This is a genomic window from Streptomyces sp. NPDC026062 (assembly GCF_055568375.1).
On the sequence record NZ_JBVHOQ010000063.1, the window covers coordinates 17,707 to 36,186 of the forward strand.

Genomic DNA, 18,480 nt, shown 5'->3' on the forward strand with positions numbered 1-18,480 from the left:
CGAGGGCAGGGGCCAGGGGTGGCGGGTTGTCGACATGTCGTAAGGGCGCCAGCGGAAGGGGCCGTTGACGGCTCCACCGCCGGCCCGACGTGATCCGGGCGGGAGAGGCCCTGGCGCGGGCGGGCCGTGGTCCTCAGGACTCCGGCGTTCCCGCGTCGGCTCTCCGGACGTCCGTACCGAAGTACCGGTTCAGCGGGGGTTCCTGCGCGAGTACGGCGCCGATGGTGAACGCGAAGGTGAGCGCCCCGCACACCACGATCAGCCAGGACAGCAGGGTGAGGACGAGCCCCAGCGAGCCGTACTCCCCCAGGGCCCTGTTGAGTGCGCCCGGCATGTAGAGCCGGGCCGTGAGCCCGAGCGCGGTGGTGACCGCGGCGCCCAGGAGAGAGCCGGGGAGCAGAGGCAGCCACCGCACCCGGTTGGCGAGCAGGAGGTGCTGCGTCCACAGCCACACGCCAGTGCTCACGAGGAACAGGGCGGGGACGCCCAGCCACAGTCCGGCTCCGAAGCCGCCCCGCAGCGGTGCCTGGAGCAGCACGACGACCACGAGGGCGAGCAGCCACACCGCCCAGCGCCACGCCGCGATGCGGGTCCCCGCCTTGGGAAGGCCTCAGGCCCGCTCACACACCCGGGCCATGGCGCGGCTGAAACTCGTGGCCGACACCAGCGCGACAAGCACGCCGACGATCCCGGTGGTCTCCCGCAGCCCGTCGGAACCTTCGGAGCCGGAGCCGCCCAGAACCTGCTGGAGCTCGTGGTCCGACGGTCCGGTCAGTCCGAACATGACCCGCAGCGACTCGCGCAGCTGGTCGCGGACGCCGGTCGGCGCGAAAGCGGCCAGGGCGAACAGCAGGGGCACGGAGGCCAGGAACGCCTGGGCGGCGAGCCGGGTGCCGGCGTCCAGCAGGTTGCCGCTCACCAGGCGGTTCGTCAGTTCCGTGAGCACGGGGAATCGGGTCTCCGCCCCGGCCCGGAACCCCTGCATCCGGCTTGCCCATGACATTCCGCCTCCCGACCCGCCCCGATGGCCCATCCCCCATTGGACGCAACGCGGGGACCCCGGGCCACTCCGCCGTGTCGTACGGGGGAGCGGACCGGGGGCCCGGAGTGCCTGCGGCTCAGCCCCGGAGCGCGAACGCCCGGACGATGGTCTGCCGCGTCCGGTTGCCGGCCCGGTCCCAGGCCGTGACCCGCAGGGTGACGGCCTCGGCCCCGGCGGGCGCGCGGTGCAGGAGAGTGGTCGCCGACCCGTCACGGCTCACGTGCGGCTCGGCAGCGGCGCTCCAGGTCGCCCCGTCGTCGTACGACGCCTCGACGCGGATCCCCGTGACGGCGCCGCCCCGGTAACCGTCGGTCCGGTGCGTGCCGACGCGGGCGGAAGGCACGTCGACTGGCGAGATCACGGCATGGCGTGATCTCGCCAGTACGTGCCCACTGCCTCTTCGCCGGCCCCGGGGGACCTCACGGCCATGCCGGCGTCGGCCGCTCCCGGGGCGGCCGGGAATGGGAACGCCCCGGGCTCCGGCGGCCGGTCGCGGTCAGACGGAGCAGTGGGCCGGTCCGATGACGCCGTCGGTACCGGTCACCGTCACCGCCGCACCGCGGTCCGCCGTCCGGGCCTGGGCCGCGGTGCAGAAAAGCTGCTGGCGTGCGGGTTCGGACAGCCTGGTGACCGGGGTGTCCAGCGTGACCCGTACACCCTGCTCACTCAGCTCCACGCTCATCTTCACGTGGCTGTTGGGCAGTTCGGAACGGAGACCGGCGGCCTTCTCCGCTCCGGTGGGACCGTCGAAGAGCAGGGCGAGGGCCTTGCTCGCGCCGACGGGCGGCATGTCACCGTACGAACCCGATCCGCTCCCCCGGCCCGACGGCTCGGCGTACCGTACGACCGGCATCAGCCGGGCCGCCGTCGACGAGGAGACGAAGTACAGGACCATGCCCAGCTCTCCGGCCGGCGCGACCTGCACGATCGCCGGTTCGCCGGCCTCGACCACCTCCGTCGCCCGGATGCCGCAGCCCGCGGCCAGCAGTACCAGGGGCAGCAGCGCGCCGAGCACGCGCTCGTCCCTCATCGCCCCTCCAGGGGAAGTTCGACGGTGAACACCGCACCCCCAAAAGGCCCGTTCGCGGCCCGGACCGTACCACCGTGCAGCCGGACGTTCTCCCGCGTGATCGCCAGGCCCAGTCCGCTTCCCGTCGACCGGGTGCGGGCCGCGTCGGCCTTGTAGAAGCGGTCGAAGATGTGCGGGAGCACGGCGGCGTCGATGCCGGGGCCGCTGTCCTCGACCTCGGTCACCAGCCGGGCCGTCCCGTCCCGCCGCCCGGTCCGCAGCCGTACGGTGACGGGCTCGGCTCCGTGCCGCAGAGCGTTGCCGACCAGGTTGGCGACGACCACGTCGAAGCGGCGCGGGTCGAGCACCGCCCGCACACCGCCGGGGAGTTCGGTACGGACCCGGTGCTCCCAGCGACGGGCCTGGAGCGTCTTGCGGATGGTTTCGGCCACGTCGACCTCGTCGCTGTGGAGGTCGACGGCCCCGGCGTCGAACCGGGAGATCTCCATCAGGTCCTCGACCAGCGTGGCGAGTTTTCCGGTCTCCGTACTGATCAGCCGGACGGCCGCCGCCGTGTCGGGACGCAGCCCGGCGGCGTCCTCGTCGAGGACCTCGGTCACGGCGAGCATGCCGGCGAGCGGGGTACGCAGCTCGTGCGAGACGTCCGAGGCGAAGCGCCGGGCCCGTTCCTCGGCCTGGCGGAGCTCCTCGACGGACTCCTGGAGCTTGGTCGAGGACTCGTTGAACGTCCAGGCCAGCTCCGCGAGTTCGTCGGTTCCGCGGACCGTGATCCGGGTGTGGAGCTCGCCCCTGCCGATGCCTGCGGCGGCGCGGCGCAGATCGCGTACCGGACGCAGGACGCTGCGCGCGGCGAGCAGGGCGGGGGCCAGGGCGATGAGCAGGGCGGGCAGGGCTCCGTCGCGGGCCGCGGTGACCATGGCGGCGACGTTGGCCTCCTCCGTGGCGAGCGGCATCACGGCGTAGAGGACGAGTCCGGTGGGCTGGCGGCCGTCGCCGCGGTTGAAGAGCGTCGGCATGCCGACGGTCAGCCAGGGCTTGCCGTCCCTCACCACGCGCTGGAACGACCCGTGGCTGTTCTCCTTCGCGGCCGTTCGCAGGGCGGCCGTGAGCACGGTGGAGGTCGGCCGGTCCGAGGAGGAGACCCGCAGGCTCCCGTACTCGGCGAAGACGGTCCACGCGTGCGACTTTCCGTCACGGGCCAGGGCGAGGCACATGTCCCGCAGCCCGAGCCGGTCCGGCGGGAGGTCGACGCCCCGTGCGCCGACCCGGTCCCGGAACTGGGCGACCGCGGTGTCCTGCGCCTGCTGAAGGATCGCCGAGCGGGCCTCACGGTAGGTCAGGGTCGCGGTGGTGGCGGCGCTGACCGCGGCGACGAAGAGAAACGCGGCTATGAGCCGGGTGCGCAGGCCGAACCGGGCGGCGAACAGCTTCATGCGAGCGGCCCGAAGCGGTAGCCGAAGCCTCGGACGGTCTGGATGTAGCGGGGGTTGCCCGCCACGTCCTCGATCTTCTGCCGCAGCCTGCGTACACAGGCGTCGACCAGCCGGGCATCACCGTGGTAGCTGTGCTCCCACACGTATTCAAGGAGCTGCTGGCGGCTGAAGACCTGTTCCGGCGCGCCCGACAGATGGAGCAGCAGCTTCAGTTCGGAGGGCGCGAGGAGCAGCCGCTCCCCCGACTTGGCAACGGTGAGACCGACCCGGTCGACGGTCAGCGCGCCGTGCGTCTCGACACCGCCGCGCCCGGCGGGTTCGGCGAGCCGTCGCAGCACCGCGCGGATCCTGGCCTCGATGACCTCGGTACGGGCGGGCTTGACGATGTAGTCGTCGGCGCCCGCCTCCAGTCCCACGACCACGTCGAAGTCGTCGCCGCGCGCGGTGAGCATGATGATCGGCAGCTGGCTAGTCTCGCGGATACGGCGGCAGACCTGGACGCCGTTCATGCCCGGCAGCATGAGGTCGAGCAGGACGAGTTCGGGACGGAACTCCGCCAGCGCGGCGAGTCCCGCCTCACCCGTCCCGACGGTCCGCATGTCGTGCCCGCGCCTGCGCAGCCCCAGCTCGACCCCCTCCCGTACGGATGGGTCGTCTTCGATCAGCAGCACGCGAGGCATGGCGTCAGTATCCCAGCGGTCAAGGGGTGGATGCGGAGGTGTGAGCGGGCGGCTCACGGGTCTTGTGCCGGCCCGTCGCCGCAGTGGGAGCGGGCGGATCGCAGGGCGAAGACCGGGCCCGTACCCAAGGTGCGGGCAGGCGGACGGCCGGCGAAGGCCCCGGCGCGTTCCCGGAGTGCGAGCGGGCGGTGCGCCCCGTCTCAGGTGCGCCGCAGCCTGCCCCGGACGGCGCTCAGTGCGGAGCTGACCTCGGTCAGCCGCAGTGGGCGGGCGAGCAGGGCCACCACCAGGAGGAGGACCAGCGCTCCGGTACCGGCTGCGGCGAAGTCCCCGAGTCCCGGTCCGTCCGTGTCGACGGCGCGGGCCGCCCCGTACGCCAGCAGCCCCGCGGGCACGCACGCGGCCACCAGCCGGGCGTGTGCCCACACCGTCGGCGAGCGCGGCAGCGACGGCTTTCGCGCATCGGACGTGGAGACCCTGCGGTGCAGTACGTACGCGGTGACGGCGAACCCGGCGAACAGGGCCACCGAGTACGCCCCGGCCATCCCCGTCACCGCCCAGCGCGCGGGCAGCAGCAGATAGGCGACGGCCGAGAGCCCGGCGTTGCACGCGGCGATGACCAGGTTCAGGAGGAAGGGTGTGCGGGTGTCCCCCATCGCGTAGAAGCTGCGGGAGAGCACGTACTGCCCGGAGAAGGCGATGAGTCCGGGCGCGAAGGCGGCCATCATGCCCGCCATCACGGTGATGTCGGCCGGGCCGATCTGTCCGTACCCGAAAACCGATCCCATCACCCAGGGGGCGAGCGCGAGCAGGGCGGCGGCGGCCGGGATCACGAAGGCGGCGGAGATCCGCAGTGCGTACGAGACGTCCCGCCGCACCCCGGCCAGATCGCCGTCGGCGGCGGACCGGCTCATGCGCGGCATCAGCGCGGCGACGAGGCTGACGGTCACGATGCCCTGCGGCACCACCCACAGCTGGTAGGCATAGCTGTACGCGGTGTAGCCCGCGCCGCCCGCCAGATGCTGGTCCGCCGCGTGCTGGCCGGTGGCGGTGGACAGGCGGGTCACCACCCAGTAGGCGGCCTGGTTGGTGAGCACGAGCATGACGAGCCAGCCGGCCGCCCGCAGCGGCCGGGTGAGTCCGCTGCCGCGCCAGTCGAACCGGGGCCGCCAGCGGAACTTCGCGGAGCGCAGGGCGGGCACCAGGGCGAGGGTCTGCACGGCGATCCCGGCGGTGGTCCCCCAGCCGAGCCACTGTGCCTGGGCCGAGGTCAGCTCGCCGTCCGAACTCGCCGCCGTCCAGAGGTACAGCCCGAACACCGCGATGATCACGAGGTTGTTGAGGACGGGGGTCCACATCATGGCCCCGAACCGGTCGCGGGCGTTGAGCACTTGCCCGAGCAGGGTGAACAGCCCGTAGAAGAGGATCTGGGGCAGGCAGTAGCGGGCCAGGGCGATGGTGAGTTCGGCCTGGTCGCCGTCGTAGGTGGGCGCGTACACCGAGATGATCAGCGGGGCACCGGCGACGGCGAGCGCGGTGAGGGCGAGCAGTCCGACGGTGCAGAGGGTGAGCAGGCGGTCGGTGTAGGCGGCGCCGCCGTCGCTGTGCTCCCGTGCGGCCCGGACGAGTTCGGGGACGAAGACGGCGTTCAGGGCGCCGCCGATCAGCAGCATGTAGAGGATGTTGGGGACGGTGTTGGCGACCGTGTATCCGTCGGCCCGCAGTCCGGTGCCGAGTGCGGCGACGACGACCGCCGAGCGTATGAATCCCGTCGCCCGCGAAACAACGGAACCGGCGGCCATGACGGCGCCGCTGCGCAGCACCGCGGCGGATCCCCGCCGTTCGCGCTGTTCGGGGGCGACCGTGCCGGCGGTCGCGTCCGAGGCCGTCACCGGTGTGCCAGATAGGTCTGGAACGCCCGGTACAGCGTCTTGTTGGCGGCGCCGCCCACTGATGTCTCCCACTCTCCGAGGGTTTCCACGACCTGCCCTCCGGTGCCGAGCTTCCAGCGCAGCAGCCCGAAGGGGCGGTCGTCGGGATCGAGCGTGGAGGATACCCCGCGCATGTCGTAGACCTCCGCGCCCTGGGCGCGGGCGTCGAGGAGCATCTGCCACTGCAGGGCGTTGCTGGGGCGGACCTCGCGGCGGTGGTCGGCGGACGCGCCCGTCTGGTACCAGACCCGGCGCCCGGTACTGATCATGGTGTGGGCGGCGAGTATCTCGCCCTGGTGCACGGCGAGGCAGAGCCTCATCCGGCCGGGCTGTTCGGCGTTGAGGGCGGCGTACTGGCGCTGGTAGTACGCCAGCGAGCGGCCGAGACGGAAGCCGTCGCGTTCCTCGGTGATCCGCAGCAGGCGGTGGAACGCGGGGAGTTCCGCCGCGCTCCCGGTGACGATGCGCACTCCCGCCTTTCCGGCCCGGCGGACGTTGCGGCGCCACTCCTGGTTGAGCCCGGACCACAGATCGTCGGGAGTCCGTCCGGCGAGGGGCACCCGGAAGACGTACCGGGGCTGGGCGTCGGCGTCGTCGCCGTCCCCGCCGCAACGCCGCCAGCCGCGCGCCCGGAGCCGGTCGGCCACCGCCGCCCCGAGCGGATCGACCTCGCTCGCCAGTACGTCACCGACCGTGCGGCCGGGGCCGGTGGCGGCCTTGAGGCGGACGGTGTCCCAGCGGCGGTAGTCCGGGGACGGTCCGATGCGTACGGCGAACGCCCCCGCCCCACGCAGATGGGCCATGAGCGGCCGGAGCCAGCGGTCCATTCCGGGATCGGCCCAGTCCGTCACCGGCCCTTCCGGAATATAGGCGAAGTATTTCCGGGTTCCCGGGAATTGCCGGTAGAGAATCAGCGCGCTCCCGGCCAATTCCCCCTGGTCGCCGAGCCAGCCGACCGTCTCCGATGTCCACTGCTCCTTGACTCCGGCCCAGGACGGGTACTGCAGAAAGCTCGCGTCCGCGTGGGTGGCCACGTGCGTCCGGTGCTCGGCGGCGGTCAGGGCGCATATGCGTAGTTCCTGGTCACGGCTGCGTTCTCCGGTCGCGAGCAGCGCTGACATGTCCGTGGCCCTCCCTCGTGGGCCCCGCGGCGGTCCTGCGGGGCTGCACAGGATGCTCACAGCGGACGATGACCGGCCTGCGCGCCGGATGTGACCGGACGATGACCGTTGCGCTGCGTTTCTTGTCACACACCGCATTCCCGCTTTTCCGCAGATTTACGGAACCTAGGCTCCGGTGAATGCCTCTCCTTCGACGACAGAGCAAGGCCCAGGAGGTCTTTCCGTTGATCCCCGCCCCTTTCACACCCGCCCCTCGGCTCATACCCGCGCCTCGGCGCTCCGCCCGTTCCGCACCGTCCGCCCGCCCTGCCCGGCTCGCTCTGATCGCCGGCACCGCGGTGCTCGGCGCCACGCTCACGGCCTGCTCCGGTGGTGCAGCGGCCTCGGGCCGTGACACGGGGCGGCAACGGCAGGACACCGCCCCTTCGAAGGCTGCGGACACCCGGATCTCGGTGAACCTCCGCGGCACCGCGGCCGCCGCGGGCAAGCCGGTCACGGTGACGCTGGCAGCCGGCAAGCTGCGCACGGTCACGGTCATTCCGAGCGCGGGCGACGCCCTCACCGGCCGGCTGTCCCCCGACGGCAGGACCTGGACGTCCGACCGGGTGGCCGCGCCCGGCACCACCTACCGTGTCGAGGCGAAGGACACGGGCGGCGGCAGTGACACGGCCGGGTTCACCACCGCAGCGGCGGAGAGGGTGAACAAGCTGACGCTGGCCCCCGGAAAGAACACCACGGTCGGCATCGCCCAGCCGCTGTCCATCGTGTTCGACCACCCGGTGAAGAACAAGGCGGCGGTCGAGAAGGCCCTCAAGGTCTCCACCTCGAACAACACCGAGGGCTCCTGGGGGTGGCTGCGGGACTACTCGGGCCGGGACCGCGTGGACTGGCGGCCCAGGGAGTACTGGAAGTCCGGCACCCGCATCACGCTCGACGCCGATCTCAACGGGGTCGACTCGGGCCCCTCGGGCGGCTGGTTCGTACGCGACTACGCGACGACGTTCACCGTCGGCGGGAGCCAGATCGTCGAGGTGGACCTGGACCGTCACCGGCTGGCGCTGAAACGGGACGGCAGGACCGTCATGGACGTGCCCATGTCCGCGGGTACTCCGGGCGGCGACAGGGCGTCCTGGCGGGGCACGGCCGTACTGATGGCGAAGGAGGGAACGATCAACATGCGCTCCGAGACGGTGGGCCTCGGCGATCTCTACGACAAGATGGTCGACTACTCGATGCGGCTGACCTGGTCGGGCATGTACGCCCACGCGGCACCGTGGAACGCCGCGTACTTCGGGGTGGCCAACCACAGCTCGGGCTGTGTCGGGATGAGCGACGCCGACGCCGCTTCCCTCTACCGACAGGCCCGCGTCGGCGACCCCTTCGAGATCACCGGCGCGGACGCCAAGGGCACGGTCGCGGAAGGCAACGGCTACGGGGCGTGGAACATCTCCTGGACCGACTGGCAGACCAGGAGCGCACGGGGCTGACGGCCGGTGCGGCCGGGCGAGCTCACGGACCCGGCGGCCCGGCCCGGCATGCAGCTGACCTTCTCCCTGCCCGGTACGGACCTTCGTGAGCATCCGTACCGTGTGCGAGAAGTGATCACCGGCTGCTGCCGGACGGGCACCGCTGCCCGGGTCCGCCCCGCGGCGGGCCCGGTTACCGCGCTCCCGGCATCAGCGTCCCCGGTTCGGCCGATGCGACGCCTGTCGCTTCCGTCTTCGGGTTGCGCCGCTGCCGCTTCGCCACCCAGGTGGCGAACCAGGAGAGCAGCATGCACATCCCGATGTAGATCGGCGAGATCACCATCACCACGGGGATGAAGGGGAGATCGTAGTCGAGGTTGGACGCGATGAGCTTCCCCGCGTGGAGGAACTCCTCGTAGGTGATCAGATATCCCAGCGAGGTGTCCTTCAGGGCCACCACCAGCTGGCTGATGATGGTGGGCAGCATCGCGCGTACCGCCTGCGGGGCCAGGACGAAAGTCGTGACCTGCGTCTTGCGCATCCCCAGGGCGAACGCCGCCTCGCTCTGGCCGCGCTCCACCGATTTGATTCCCGTACGGAACACCTCGGCGAGCACCGAGCCGTTGTACAGCGTCAGTCCGGCGACCAGGGCCGGCAGCGGCTGTACCTTCAGCGCGACGAAGATGAAGAAGATCATCACCAGGACGGGCATGGCGCGGAAGAACTCGACGAGGACGGTCGCCACCCAGCGCACCGGCCGGTGGTCGGAGAGTCTTCCCACCGCGAGGACGGCCCCGAGCGCCAGCGAGAGCACCGCGGCGTAAGCGAACGCCTTCAGCGTGTTGCCGAGACCGCGCAGCAGCAGTTCCTGAATGCCCTTGTACTCGAAGGGCGTCCACTTGGCGCTGGTGAACTGGTCGGTGTCGAAGAGCAGATAGATGACCCAGCCCACCAGGGCGACGATCAGGATCGTCGAGACGATCCCGTACACGAGGTGCCGCTTGCGGGTCTGCGGCCCGGGAATGTCGTAGAGGACGGTCGCGCTGGGGGTGGAGTGGGCGGTCATCGGGCGACTCCCCAGCGCTTCTCCAGCACGTTGAAGATCGCGCTGATGGTCAGAGTGATGATCAGGTACCCGACGGCGATCCAGACGAAGGTCCAGATGATGCTGTACCCCAGCTCGTTGAGGGTCTTGTAGGTGCCGAGCAGTTCCGTGACGCTGAACGCACCCGCGATGGCCGAGTTCTTGGCGAGCGCGATGAGCGTCGATCCGATCGGCGGGATCACCGACCGGAACGCCTGCGGGAGCACCACATTGCCGAGTGTCTGGCCGAACGTCATGCCGAGGCTCCGCGCCGCCTCACCCTGGCCGGTGGGCACCGTGTTGATTCCGGAGCGCAGCACCTCGCAGATGAAGGCGGAGGTGTAGCAGCCGAGGGCGAGGATCGCGAAGACGTTGAACGGCAGCACCAGTCCGAAGCGCGGCAGGCCGAGCAGTACGGCGAAGAAGAGCAGCGTCAGCGGTGTGTTGCGCAGCACGGTCACCCAGACCGTGCCGAGTACCCGGAGCGAGCCGACGGGCGCCACCCGGAAGGACGCCATGACGAACCCGACGGCCAGTGCCAGGAGCGAGGCGTAGAAGGTCAGTTCCACGGTTCCGAGGAAACCCTTGCCGTAGAGCGAGAAGTTGTCGGTGAGTACGTCCATGTGCAGTGGCCGTCCTCTCAGTTCGCCGGATAGCGGTCGATGGGCGGCGGCTTCGGCGCGGGCGCTCCGGAGAGGCCGAGCGTCGCCTCGAACGCCTTCTTCCAGTTGCCGTTCTTCTCGTTGGCCTCCAGCGCGTTGTTCAGCGCCATCCGCAGTGCGTTGTCGCTGCGCGGGACCCCGATGCCGTACGGCTCCTCGGAGAAGGGCTTGCCGACGACCTTCATCTCGTCGGGTGCCTTCGCCGCGAAGCCCAGCAGGATCGCGTCGTCGGTGGTGACGACGTCGACCTGGTACGTCAGCAGGTTGTCGACGCAGATCGAGTACGTGTCGTAGGCGACCAGCTTCGCCTTCGGGTAGTCGGCGGCGATCCGCTGGTACGGGGTCGAACCGGCCGCCGAACAGACGGTCTTGCCCGCCAGGTCCTGCGGGCCGTGGATGTCGTTCTCGTCCGTACGTACGAGCAGCCCCTGGCCCGCCATGTAGTAGGGCCCGGCGAATCCGACGAGCTTCTTACGCATGTCGTTGATGGTGTAGGTGCCGACGTAGTAGTCGATCTGTCCGTTCTGCAGGGCGGTCTCGCGGTTGGCCGAAGCGATGGTCTTGAACCGGATCGTCTTCGGGTCGAAGCCCAGCGAGGCCGACATCATGCGGGCGATCTCGATGTCGAAACCGGAGTAGACACCGGTGGCCGGGTCCTTCTCGCCCAGGTAGGGCTGGTCCTCCTTGGCCCCCACCCTCAGATATCCGCGCTTCTTCGCGTTGGTCCAGGTCTTGGAGTCCGGCAGCCGGAAAGAGGTGTCGACCTTGTAGACCGGCAGTGCCTCGGGCTGCGGACCCTTCACCGGCGGGCTGCCTTCCTTGCCGCAGCCGGCGGCGAGGACGGCCAGCAGGAGGCCGCCACAGGCGGCCAGTACTTTTCTCGTACGCAACACAGGGCCTCCCGTCAGTGCTTGAGGATCTTGGACAGGAAGTCCTTGGCCCGGTCGGTCTCCGGAGCGGTGAAGAAGTCCTCCGGGGTGCGGTCCTCGATGATGCGGCCGTCGGCCATGAAGACGACGCGGTTGGCCGCGGAGCGGGCGAACCCCATCTCGTGGGTGACGACGACCATGGTCATGCCCTCTCGGGCGAGCTGCTGCATCACCTCCAGCACCTCGTTGATCATCTCGGGGTCGAGGGCCGAGGTCGGCTCGTCGAAGAGGAGCGCCTTGGGATCCATGGCGAGGGCGCGGGCGATGGCCACGCGCTGCTGCTGGCCGCCCGAGAGCTGGGCGGGGAACTTGTCGGCCTGGCCGACGAGTCCCACGCGCTCCAGGAGCTCCCGGGACCGCCGGTCCGCCTCGTCCTTCTTCCGCTTGCGGACCTTGAGCTGCGCCAGCGAGACGTTGGCCAGTACGGTCTTGTGCGCGAACAGATTGAACGACTGGAAGACCATGCCGACTTCGGCCCTCAGCTGCGCCAGCCCCTTGCCCTCCTCGGGGAGGGGTCTGCCGTCGATGGAGATGTGGCCCGACTCGATCGTCTCAAGCCGGTTGATGGTCCGGCAGAGCGTTGACTTCCCGGAGCCGGAGGGGCCGATGACCACCACCACCTCCCCGCGGCCGACGGTGAGATTGATGTCCTGCAGTACGTGCAACTTTCCGTAGAACTTATTGACGTCACGCAGCTCGATCAACGGATCGACGGCCATACACTGCCCTACCCACTTATCGCTATGTCGAGGTCAGCGCAAACTATGCACCCCGGAAAGGGACTTCACACCCGACACGCGTAAATGGGGCATAAGGCGTTTTATCTCGCCGCGCAATGAGCCAGGCCCGGAACCAGGCCCGGCGTCATCCCTCGGCAGACTCCGAGTACACCTGCGACAGCTCGGGACTGCCCGTCATCGCCCATTCCAGACCGGCCTCGACCACATCGATCTCGCGCCCCGAAGCCAGGCGCACGACCGGCTGACCGCTCGGCCAGATGTGCCAGAGCGCACCGTCGACGTTGCGCACCAGGACCGTGCCCAGATAGAGCCCCGCGTCATTGCCCAGCCAGGGCAACTCCTCCGGATCGTCGCGCCAGCGCGGCGGCAGCTGGTCCAGCGCCGCCAACGAGGCCGGACTGTCGTCGAGTTCGAGGCCTCTCTCCCCCACCCGGACACGAAGCAGCTCACATTCGGCGAGCAGTTCGGCCACGCCTTCCGGATTCGTCTCGACGGCGGCCGCGAGCCCCGTCCCCCGCGTTCCGTCATGACGCTTGAGCCAGTTGTCCAAGAAAGGGATGTTCATACCAGTCAGGGTCCCATCCCGGCCCCGGTCCGCACCACAGGGCGCGCGGCCTGACGTTCGAGTGCTGACCACCTCGCGTACGTCCCTCGTTCACCCGGACACGCTCCCGCCCGGCGAACACGAGTCGGGCGCGACCGCGAGGGGACGCACCCGCGATGCGGCCGGAGAGAAGGGGTGGAGACGGCGGGCGTCGGGCTGATACCTTCCCCTGCATGAGCAGCCCCGAGTCCGACAGACGCTAGCCACCGGTCCCCGGTGGCTTCCCGCGTGCGGGCCTGACCGACTTCCCGTGTCAGGACTGCCGTGCCGCCGCCCCGGACCCATGCGATGCGGGTCGCGCCGAGCCCGGCTGCCCTGTCTCTCCCCGGCGCTCCGAACTCCGGACCCCACATTCAGGACTCCGGAGTCGCGTTGCTCCTGCGCGGCGTCACGGCGGTGAGCACTGTGGCCTTGCGAGCGCTGAGGCTTCGCGAACGCTGAGGCCGTGAGCGCCGCTGCGGCCGTTGGGCTGCCGCGCCGTTGCACCGACATGCCGCCGGCCCGCCGCTCCGACGTGCCGTCGCACTGCCGCGTCGACGTGCCGTGGCGCTGATCCGCCGTGTTGCCGCTCTTCTCACGAGCGGGTGCGGCCCGCATCCCCCGACCGTCTCTGTCCATCAGCCGTCCATGGGGTTCTTCATGCCGTTTTCCGTCTACGCTCTCGGGCTCGCCGTCTTCGCCCAGGGCACTTCCGAGTTCATGCTGTCCGGGCTGCTGTCAGCCATCTCCGCGGACTTGCACATCTCCCTCCCCGCTGCGGGCCTGCTGACCTCGGCGTTCGCCGTGGGCATGGTCCTCGGAGCGCCCGCGATGGCGCTCCTGGGCCGCAACTGGCCGCGTCGCCGCGCCCTGTTGTCCTTTCTGGGCGTCTTCGCCGCCGTGCACGTCATCGGTGCCGTCACCTCGGACTACGGGGTGCTGCTGGCGACACGGGTCGTCGCGGCGGTGGCCAACGCCGGCTTCTGGGCCGTCGCCCTGGTCACGGCGGTCTCCCTCGCCGGACCCGCGGCGAGGGCGCGAGCCACATCCGTGGTGGTCGGCGGTGTCACCGTCGCCTGTGTGGCGGGGGTGCCTGCCGGAGCATGGCTGGGCGGGCAGTGGGGGTGGCGGGCGGCGTTCTGGGCCGTCGCCCTCGTCGCGCTGCCGGCCATCGCCGTGATCGCGGCGACGATTCCGGCGGGGCGGCCCGAGGCCACCCCGCCGAGCGCGTACGCCGAACTGCGGACGCTCACCGGGCCCCGGCTGCTGCTGGCCCTGCTGACGAGCGCGCTCGTCCAGGGAGCGACCTTCTGCGCGTTCTCCTACCTCGAACCGGTCGCCCGGCATGTCACCGGACTCGGCGCCGCCTGGGTGCCTGTGCTGCTCGCGCTGTTCGGTACGGGGTCGTTCATCGGCGTCGCCGTCTGCGGGCGGATCATCGACTCCCGTCCGGTCGCGCTGACCGCAGCCGGTCTGGCCGCTCTGGCGGTCGGCTGGGCCCTGTTCGCGTCCGCAGCCGACAGCCCGGTGGCCGTGGTCTCGCTCGCCCTTGTCCAGGGCATGCTCGCCTTCGGAACCGGAACCGCGATGATCTCGCACGTGTTCAGGCTTGCGGGCGGTGCACCGACCCTGGCCGGTTCGTTCGCCACCGCGGCGTTCAATGTGGGCGCCGCGCTCGGGCCATGGCTCGGCGGACTGACGATCGGCGCGGGACTCGGCTTCCGCTCGCCGCTGTGGGTGAGCGCGCTGCTCATGGTCCTGGCCTTCGGTACGGCGGCGGCCGCCGCTGCCCCGGGGACGGTGCGGGCTCAGGCGCCGCGCGCGGATGCCTGAGCCCGTACGCCGCTCAGAGATCGAGGTCGACGACCACCGGGGCGTGGTCGGAGGCACCCTTGCCCTTGCGTTCCTCACGGTCCACGTAACTGTCCTTGACGGACGCGGTGAACGCGGCGTTGCCGTAGACAAGGTCGATACGCATGCCCTTGTTCTTCGGGAAGCGCAGCTCGCGGTAGTCCCAGAAGGTGTACGGGCGGTCGTACTTCAGCGGGCGGGGCATCACGTCGGCGAGGCCCTCCTCGCGCAGAGTGGCGAGGGCGGCCCGCTCGGCGGGGGTGACATGGGTGGCGCCCTCGAAGAGCGCCGGGTCCCAGACATCCTCGTCGGCCGGAGCCACGTTGAAGTCACCGAGGACGGCGAACGGCCGCACTCCGGCGGCATCCGCCGCCACCGCCTTCTGCAGCGCCTCGAACCAGCGCAGCTTGTACGCGTAGTGCTCGTGCTCGACCTCGCGGCCGTTGGGCACGTAGACCGACCAGAGACGCACCGGGCCGCAGGTCGCGCTGATCGCCCTGGGTTCCTGCACGCCGTCGTAGTCGGGGCCGCCGGGCAGCCCCGTCACGACATCGTCCAGGCCGACGCGGGAGATCAGCGCCACCCCGTTCCACCGGCCCGTGGCGTTGACCGCGGACTCGTAACCCAGCTCACGGAGCGCGTCGGCCGGGAACTGCTCGGCCGCGCACTTGGTCTCCTGGATGCACAGCACGTCCGTGCCGGTGCTCTCCAGCCAGGCCAGCAGTCTCGGCAGGCGGGCGGTGATCGAATTGACGTTCCACGTGGCGATGCGCATGTACGTAAACCTAGCGGCTCCCACTGACAACGGGGCCGGGGCGGCTCCCGTCACACGCCGGTCGACTCCCCCGGGGTCAGCCGGGCATGGTCGGCACCGCCCAGATTTCCGATGTGGGTGTCGTAGATCGGGCGGGCCAGATCGGTCAGCAGTGCGTCGTGGATGTCGATGGCGCGGCGCGGCGCGACCTCGCGGACGTAGTCGATGACCTCGGAGATCTTGTTCCACGGGGCCATCACAGGAACCATCAGCGTGTCGACGGGCCGCTCGGGAACGGTGAGGGCGTCCCCCGGGTGGAAGACCGAGCCGTCGACCAGGAAGCCGACGTTCGTGACTCTCGGCAGATCCGGATGGATCACCGCGTGGAGTTCGCCGTGCACCTGGACGTCGAACCCGGCGGCCGAGAAGGTGTCGCCGTGGCCGACGGTGTGGACGCGCCCCGGGAACGCCGCCGCAAGCTTCTCGGCCACGCTGCGCAGCGTCCAGATCTCCGCCGCCGGGTCCGCCTCCAGCCCGGCCCGCAGCCGCTCCTCGTTGAAGTGGTCCGGGTGCTCGTGCGTCACCAGGATCGCCTCGGCGCCGATGGCGGCGTCCTGCTCGGAGAACCCGCCCGGGTCGATGACGAGCGTGCGCCCGCCCTTCTCCAGGCGGATGCAGGAGTGGGACTGCTTGGTCAGCGTGAGCGCGAGCGGCTCGGGGTTCTGGGCGTTCATACAGCCCATCCTGCTACGCGGGCGGCGTCGTTTCCGCCTGAATCACGGACTGGGCGATCGCGAAAGCGGCACTCGCGGCGGGAATCCCGCAGTACACGGCGGTCTGCAGCAGGACCTCCCTGATCTCGGCCGGGGTGAGACCGTTGCGCAGGGCGGCGCTGACATGGGCGGCCAGGCCCTCCAGATGTCCGGAGGCGACCAGCGCGGTGAGGGTGACGCTGCTACGGGTGCGCCGGTCAAGGCCTTCCCGCCGCCAGACCTCGCCCCAGGCATAGCGGGTGACGAGCTCCTGGAAGTCTCCGGTGAAGTCGTCGGAGGCCGCCATGACACCGTCGACATGGGCGTCGCCGAGCACCTCGCGGCGAATCTTCATCCCCGGCCCGTACGGGTCGGGGCGCCCCCCGGACTCCGCCTCGGGCTGCGCGGTGCCTGTGGTGATTTCCGCGACGGGCAGCACGGGTGCGGAGAGCCTGGGAACGAACGAGGGGACGGGTATGGCCGCGAGGGTGTCCTGCCAGGCCGTGGAGAAGTGGGTGAGCAGGAGGTCCGTGACGGCTCCCGGCTGCTCGACCGGGGCCAGATGGGAGGCGCCCGGGACGAGAGCGAGCCGTGCGTCCGGTATGCCCGCCACCAGCGTCCGGGCGTCACCGGGACCGGTGACCTGGTCCTCGGCGCCGACCAGGACGAGCGTGGGAGCACCGATCCGGCCGAGCTCGGCCCGGATGTCGAAGGCGGCGAGTGCTTCGCAAGCGGCGATGTAGCAGCCGGGGTCAGTGGTACGCACCATCTGGACGGCCCACTCGACGATGGCCGGCTGCGCGGCCGCGAACCCCGGCGTGAACCACTGCTCCGGCGCGGTGCGGGCCATCGGCTCCAGACCGTTGGTGCGGACGATCACCCCGCGCTGGCGGAATTCGTCGGCGCTGCCGAACCGGGGCGAGGAGGCCACCAGCGCCAGCGAGGCGACCCTCTGCGGATGGCGCAGCGCGAGGTCGGCGCCGATCGCGCCGCCGATCGAGCAGCCCGCGTAGCCGAAGCGCCGCACGCCGAGACCGTCGAGCGTGGTCACCAGCCGGTCGGCGAGCTCACCGACGGCTGTGGCGGGGTGTGCGGGCGCGCCGCCGTGCCCCGGAAGGTCGTAACGGAAGACTCTCCAGTGCTGGGTGAGCTCGGGTATCTGCCGGTCCCACATGTGCCATGTGGTACCCAGTGAGGGGCCCAGGATCAGGACAGGAGCGTCTTCTGGCCCGTCAAAGCGGTATTGCAGGGTGTTCGCTGGTGTCTCACTCACCCGCCTGACCCTCTCATCTGTCACGAGATGTCACATCGCCGGGGTGTACCTACCGAGCCTTGCCCCGCTCCGACACTGACGGACCCACCAACGAGAGTCCAGGCATACGCTCCCCGACGCACGCTCGTGGCCGTGTTGGCAGTGGGTCTTCTGGGCGCACGGCCCTCCCTCAGTTCCGGCGAGCAACGTTCCCTCCTTGACCACGGCCTCACGGAGCGAGTTGCAGCTGCAAGCGTGGCGGAACGAACGAGAATCGGCGTGACCAACCCGGAAACCTTCCGGAATCCCACCCAACAGCTACTTGAACACCACGCGGCAACCTCGTCTGTGACCGCTGGGCGGCTGACTTGGCCGTAGCTGTGCGCCCTCGAAGTAGCTGCTGACGCACAGCCAGCAGCCAGCCTCCGAATTCCATCCCTACCCTGCTGGGCACACGACTCGGCAAGTCTCTCGGCTGCCGGACCACGTGACTCATGTCTGCCCCTCGGCGGCAACCCCGTGCAGGCCGTCCCAAGTGGTGGCGGCTTCGCGAAGATCCTCCACATCCGGCTTGACGTACCACCGCTTGGTCGTGTTGATATTCGTATGCCCGGCCCATCGCGCAAGGATGTGGTCTGGGACACCGTTGTTGGCCAGAAATGTGAGGCACGATGCGCGTGCGTCATAGAGCCTGACGCGGCGAAGTCCGAGCAGCTCCATAAGCCGGTACGCACGCCGACGCAGTTGCTTGATCGTGAAGGCATCGCCCGTCTCGTGCACCAGCACGTAACCGGACATGACGTACGCCTCCCCGAGGGCGAGCCTCTCCTCGGCTTGGCGCGCCCAGAACGCCTTGAGGGCCCCCAGTACCAGAGCTGGCAGCGGCAACGCCCGCTCGCCCGCGAGGGACTTGGTGTCCTTCTCCACGACGTACCGGTTACCCATCATCGTGCGCGTGTTGGCAATGACGATCGTCGCATTCTCCAGGTCGACGTCTTCCCAACGTAGGCCGCAGACTTCAGCTGGACGAAGCCCCATTAGCGAAAGTAGGAGTGCAGCATAGAGACGGTCCCCCCTATTGATCAGAAACTCATTGGGTTCACTCGTCGAGGACGTATCGGACGTGCGGGGCTTTGAAGTAGCCGGTGACGATGTGGGGCTGGCGCTGTC

19 protein-coding genes are annotated in these 18,480 nt (G+C 70.2%); 2 read left to right on the top strand and 17 right to left on the bottom strand.

All coding sequences use genetic code 11. The features are described 5' to 3' along the window. Window positions 1-133: 133 nt before the first annotated feature. The 8 genes from ACZ4LX_RS35160 to ACZ4LX_RS35195 form a co-directional block, all read right to left on the bottom strand. Window positions 134-565: a hypothetical protein gene (locus ACZ4LX_RS35160; RefSeq protein ID WP_467651059.1), complete on the bottom strand. Its 432-nt coding sequence runs from the start codon at window positions 563-565 to the stop codon at window positions 134-136. A 45-nt stretch (window positions 566-610) separates the two neighbouring features. Next, window positions 611-1,003, bottom strand: coding sequence for a hypothetical protein (locus ACZ4LX_RS35165; protein WP_467651060.1), 393 nt, complete (start codon window positions 1,001-1,003; stop codon window positions 611-613). A gap of 115 nt (window positions 1,004-1,118) precedes the next feature. Continuing rightward, window positions 1,119-1,403 (bottom strand): hypothetical protein, encoded by a 285-nt coding sequence (locus ACZ4LX_RS35170; protein ID WP_467651061.1) that lies wholly within the window; start codon window positions 1,401-1,403, stop codon window positions 1,119-1,121. Between the two features lie 135 nt (window positions 1,404-1,538). Then, entirely contained in the window at window positions 1,539-2,072 is a 534-nt protein-coding gene (locus ACZ4LX_RS35175; protein WP_467651063.1) for a hypothetical protein, read from the bottom strand. Next, window positions 2,069-3,505, bottom strand: coding sequence for a sensor histidine kinase (locus ACZ4LX_RS35180; RefSeq protein WP_467651064.1), 1,437 nt, complete (start codon window positions 3,503-3,505; stop codon window positions 2,069-2,071). Before ACZ4LX_RS35180 ends, ACZ4LX_RS35175 begins: the two co-directional genes overlap by 4 nt. Further along, window positions 3,502-4,185 carry a response regulator gene (locus ACZ4LX_RS35185; protein ID WP_467651065.1) on the bottom strand — a complete coding sequence of 228 codons (684 nt, stop codon included), beginning with the start codon at window positions 4,183-4,185 and terminating at the stop codon, window positions 3,502-3,504. The genes ACZ4LX_RS35180 and ACZ4LX_RS35185 overlap by 4 nt, the downstream gene beginning before the upstream one ends. 200 nt (window positions 4,186-4,385) lie before the next feature. Then, the gene (gene murJ / locus ACZ4LX_RS35190; protein WP_467651066.1) at window positions 4,386-6,077 is read right to left on the bottom strand and encodes a murein biosynthesis integral membrane protein MurJ; all 1,692 of its coding nucleotides are present in this window, start codon (window positions 6,075-6,077) and stop codon (window positions 4,386-4,388) included. After that, window positions 6,074-7,237, bottom strand: coding sequence for a lipid II:glycine glycyltransferase FemX (locus tag ACZ4LX_RS35195; RefSeq protein WP_467651067.1), 1,164 nt, complete (start codon window positions 7,235-7,237; stop codon window positions 6,074-6,076). Before ACZ4LX_RS35195 ends, murJ begins: the two co-directional genes overlap by 4 nt. 179 nt (window positions 7,238-7,416) lie before the next feature. On the opposite strand from ACZ4LX_RS35195, the gene ACZ4LX_RS35200 reads away from it, so the two are divergent. Further along, the gene (locus ACZ4LX_RS35200; RefSeq protein ID WP_467721362.1) at window positions 7,417-8,724 is read left to right on the top strand and encodes a L,D-transpeptidase; all 1,308 of its coding nucleotides are present in this window, start codon (window positions 7,417-7,419) and stop codon (window positions 8,722-8,724) included. Window positions 8,725-8,896: 172 nt separating this feature from the next. Here ACZ4LX_RS35200 and ACZ4LX_RS35205 read toward each other — a convergent pair whose 3' ends face one another. The 5 genes from ACZ4LX_RS35205 to ACZ4LX_RS35225 all read right to left on the bottom strand — a co-directional run bounded on the left by ACZ4LX_RS35205 (window position 8,897) and on the right by ACZ4LX_RS35225 (window position 12,683). Then, window positions 8,897-9,769, bottom strand: a complete 873-nt coding sequence (locus tag ACZ4LX_RS35205) for an amino acid ABC transporter permease (protein WP_467651068.1) — start codon at window positions 9,767-9,769, stop codon at window positions 8,897-8,899. Then, window positions 9,766-10,410: an amino acid ABC transporter permease gene (locus ACZ4LX_RS35210; RefSeq protein WP_467651069.1), complete on the bottom strand. Its 645-nt coding sequence runs from the start codon at window positions 10,408-10,410 to the stop codon at window positions 9,766-9,768. The genes ACZ4LX_RS35205 and ACZ4LX_RS35210 overlap by 4 nt, the downstream gene beginning before the upstream one ends. A 17-nt stretch (window positions 10,411-10,427) precedes the next feature. Next, window positions 10,428-11,339: a glutamate ABC transporter substrate-binding protein gene (locus ACZ4LX_RS35215; RefSeq protein ID WP_467651070.1), complete on the bottom strand. Its 912-nt coding sequence runs from the start codon at window positions 11,337-11,339 to the stop codon at window positions 10,428-10,430. 14 nt (window positions 11,340-11,353) lie between these two features. Next, window positions 11,354-12,097, bottom strand: a complete 744-nt coding sequence (locus tag ACZ4LX_RS35220; RefSeq protein WP_467651071.1) for an amino acid ABC transporter ATP-binding protein — start codon at window positions 12,095-12,097, stop codon at window positions 11,354-11,356. A 145-nt stretch (window positions 12,098-12,242) separates the two neighbouring features. Then, on the bottom strand, window positions 12,243-12,683 hold the full coding sequence (locus ACZ4LX_RS35225) for a DUF6278 family protein (RefSeq protein ID WP_467651072.1): 441 nt from the start codon (window positions 12,681-12,683) through the stop codon (window positions 12,243-12,245). A gap of 678 nt (window positions 12,684-13,361) precedes the next feature. Here ACZ4LX_RS35225 and ACZ4LX_RS35230 point away from each other — a divergent pair. Next, window positions 13,362-14,534: a Cmx/CmrA family chloramphenicol efflux MFS transporter gene (locus tag ACZ4LX_RS35230; RefSeq protein ID WP_467651073.1), complete on the top strand. Its 1,173-nt coding sequence runs from the start codon at window positions 13,362-13,364 to the stop codon at window positions 14,532-14,534. A 13-nt stretch (window positions 14,535-14,547) separates the two neighbouring features. Here ACZ4LX_RS35230 and ACZ4LX_RS35235 read toward each other — a convergent pair whose 3' ends face one another. The 4 genes from ACZ4LX_RS35235 to ACZ4LX_RS35250 all read right to left on the bottom strand — a co-directional run. Then, entirely contained in the window at window positions 14,548-15,327 is a 780-nt protein-coding gene (locus tag ACZ4LX_RS35235) for an exodeoxyribonuclease III (protein WP_467651075.1), read from the bottom strand. A gap of 50 nt (window positions 15,328-15,377) precedes the next feature. After that, window positions 15,378-16,040 carry an MBL fold metallo-hydrolase gene (locus tag ACZ4LX_RS35240; RefSeq protein WP_467651076.1) on the bottom strand — a complete coding sequence of 221 codons (663 nt, stop codon included), beginning with the start codon at window positions 16,038-16,040 and terminating at the stop codon, window positions 15,378-15,380. Between the two features lie 13 nt (window positions 16,041-16,053). Next, window positions 16,054-17,331 carry a bifunctional 3-oxoadipate enol-lactonase/4-carboxymuconolactone decarboxylase PcaDC gene (pcaDC, locus tag ACZ4LX_RS35245; RefSeq protein WP_467651077.1) on the bottom strand — a complete coding sequence of 426 codons (1,278 nt, stop codon included), beginning with the start codon at window positions 17,329-17,331 and terminating at the stop codon, window positions 16,054-16,056. Window positions 17,332-17,802: 471 nt separating this feature from the next. Then, window positions 17,803-18,480: site-specific integrase (locus tag ACZ4LX_RS35250; protein ID WP_467651078.1), on the bottom strand; the 678-nt coding region annotated here is incomplete at its 5' end.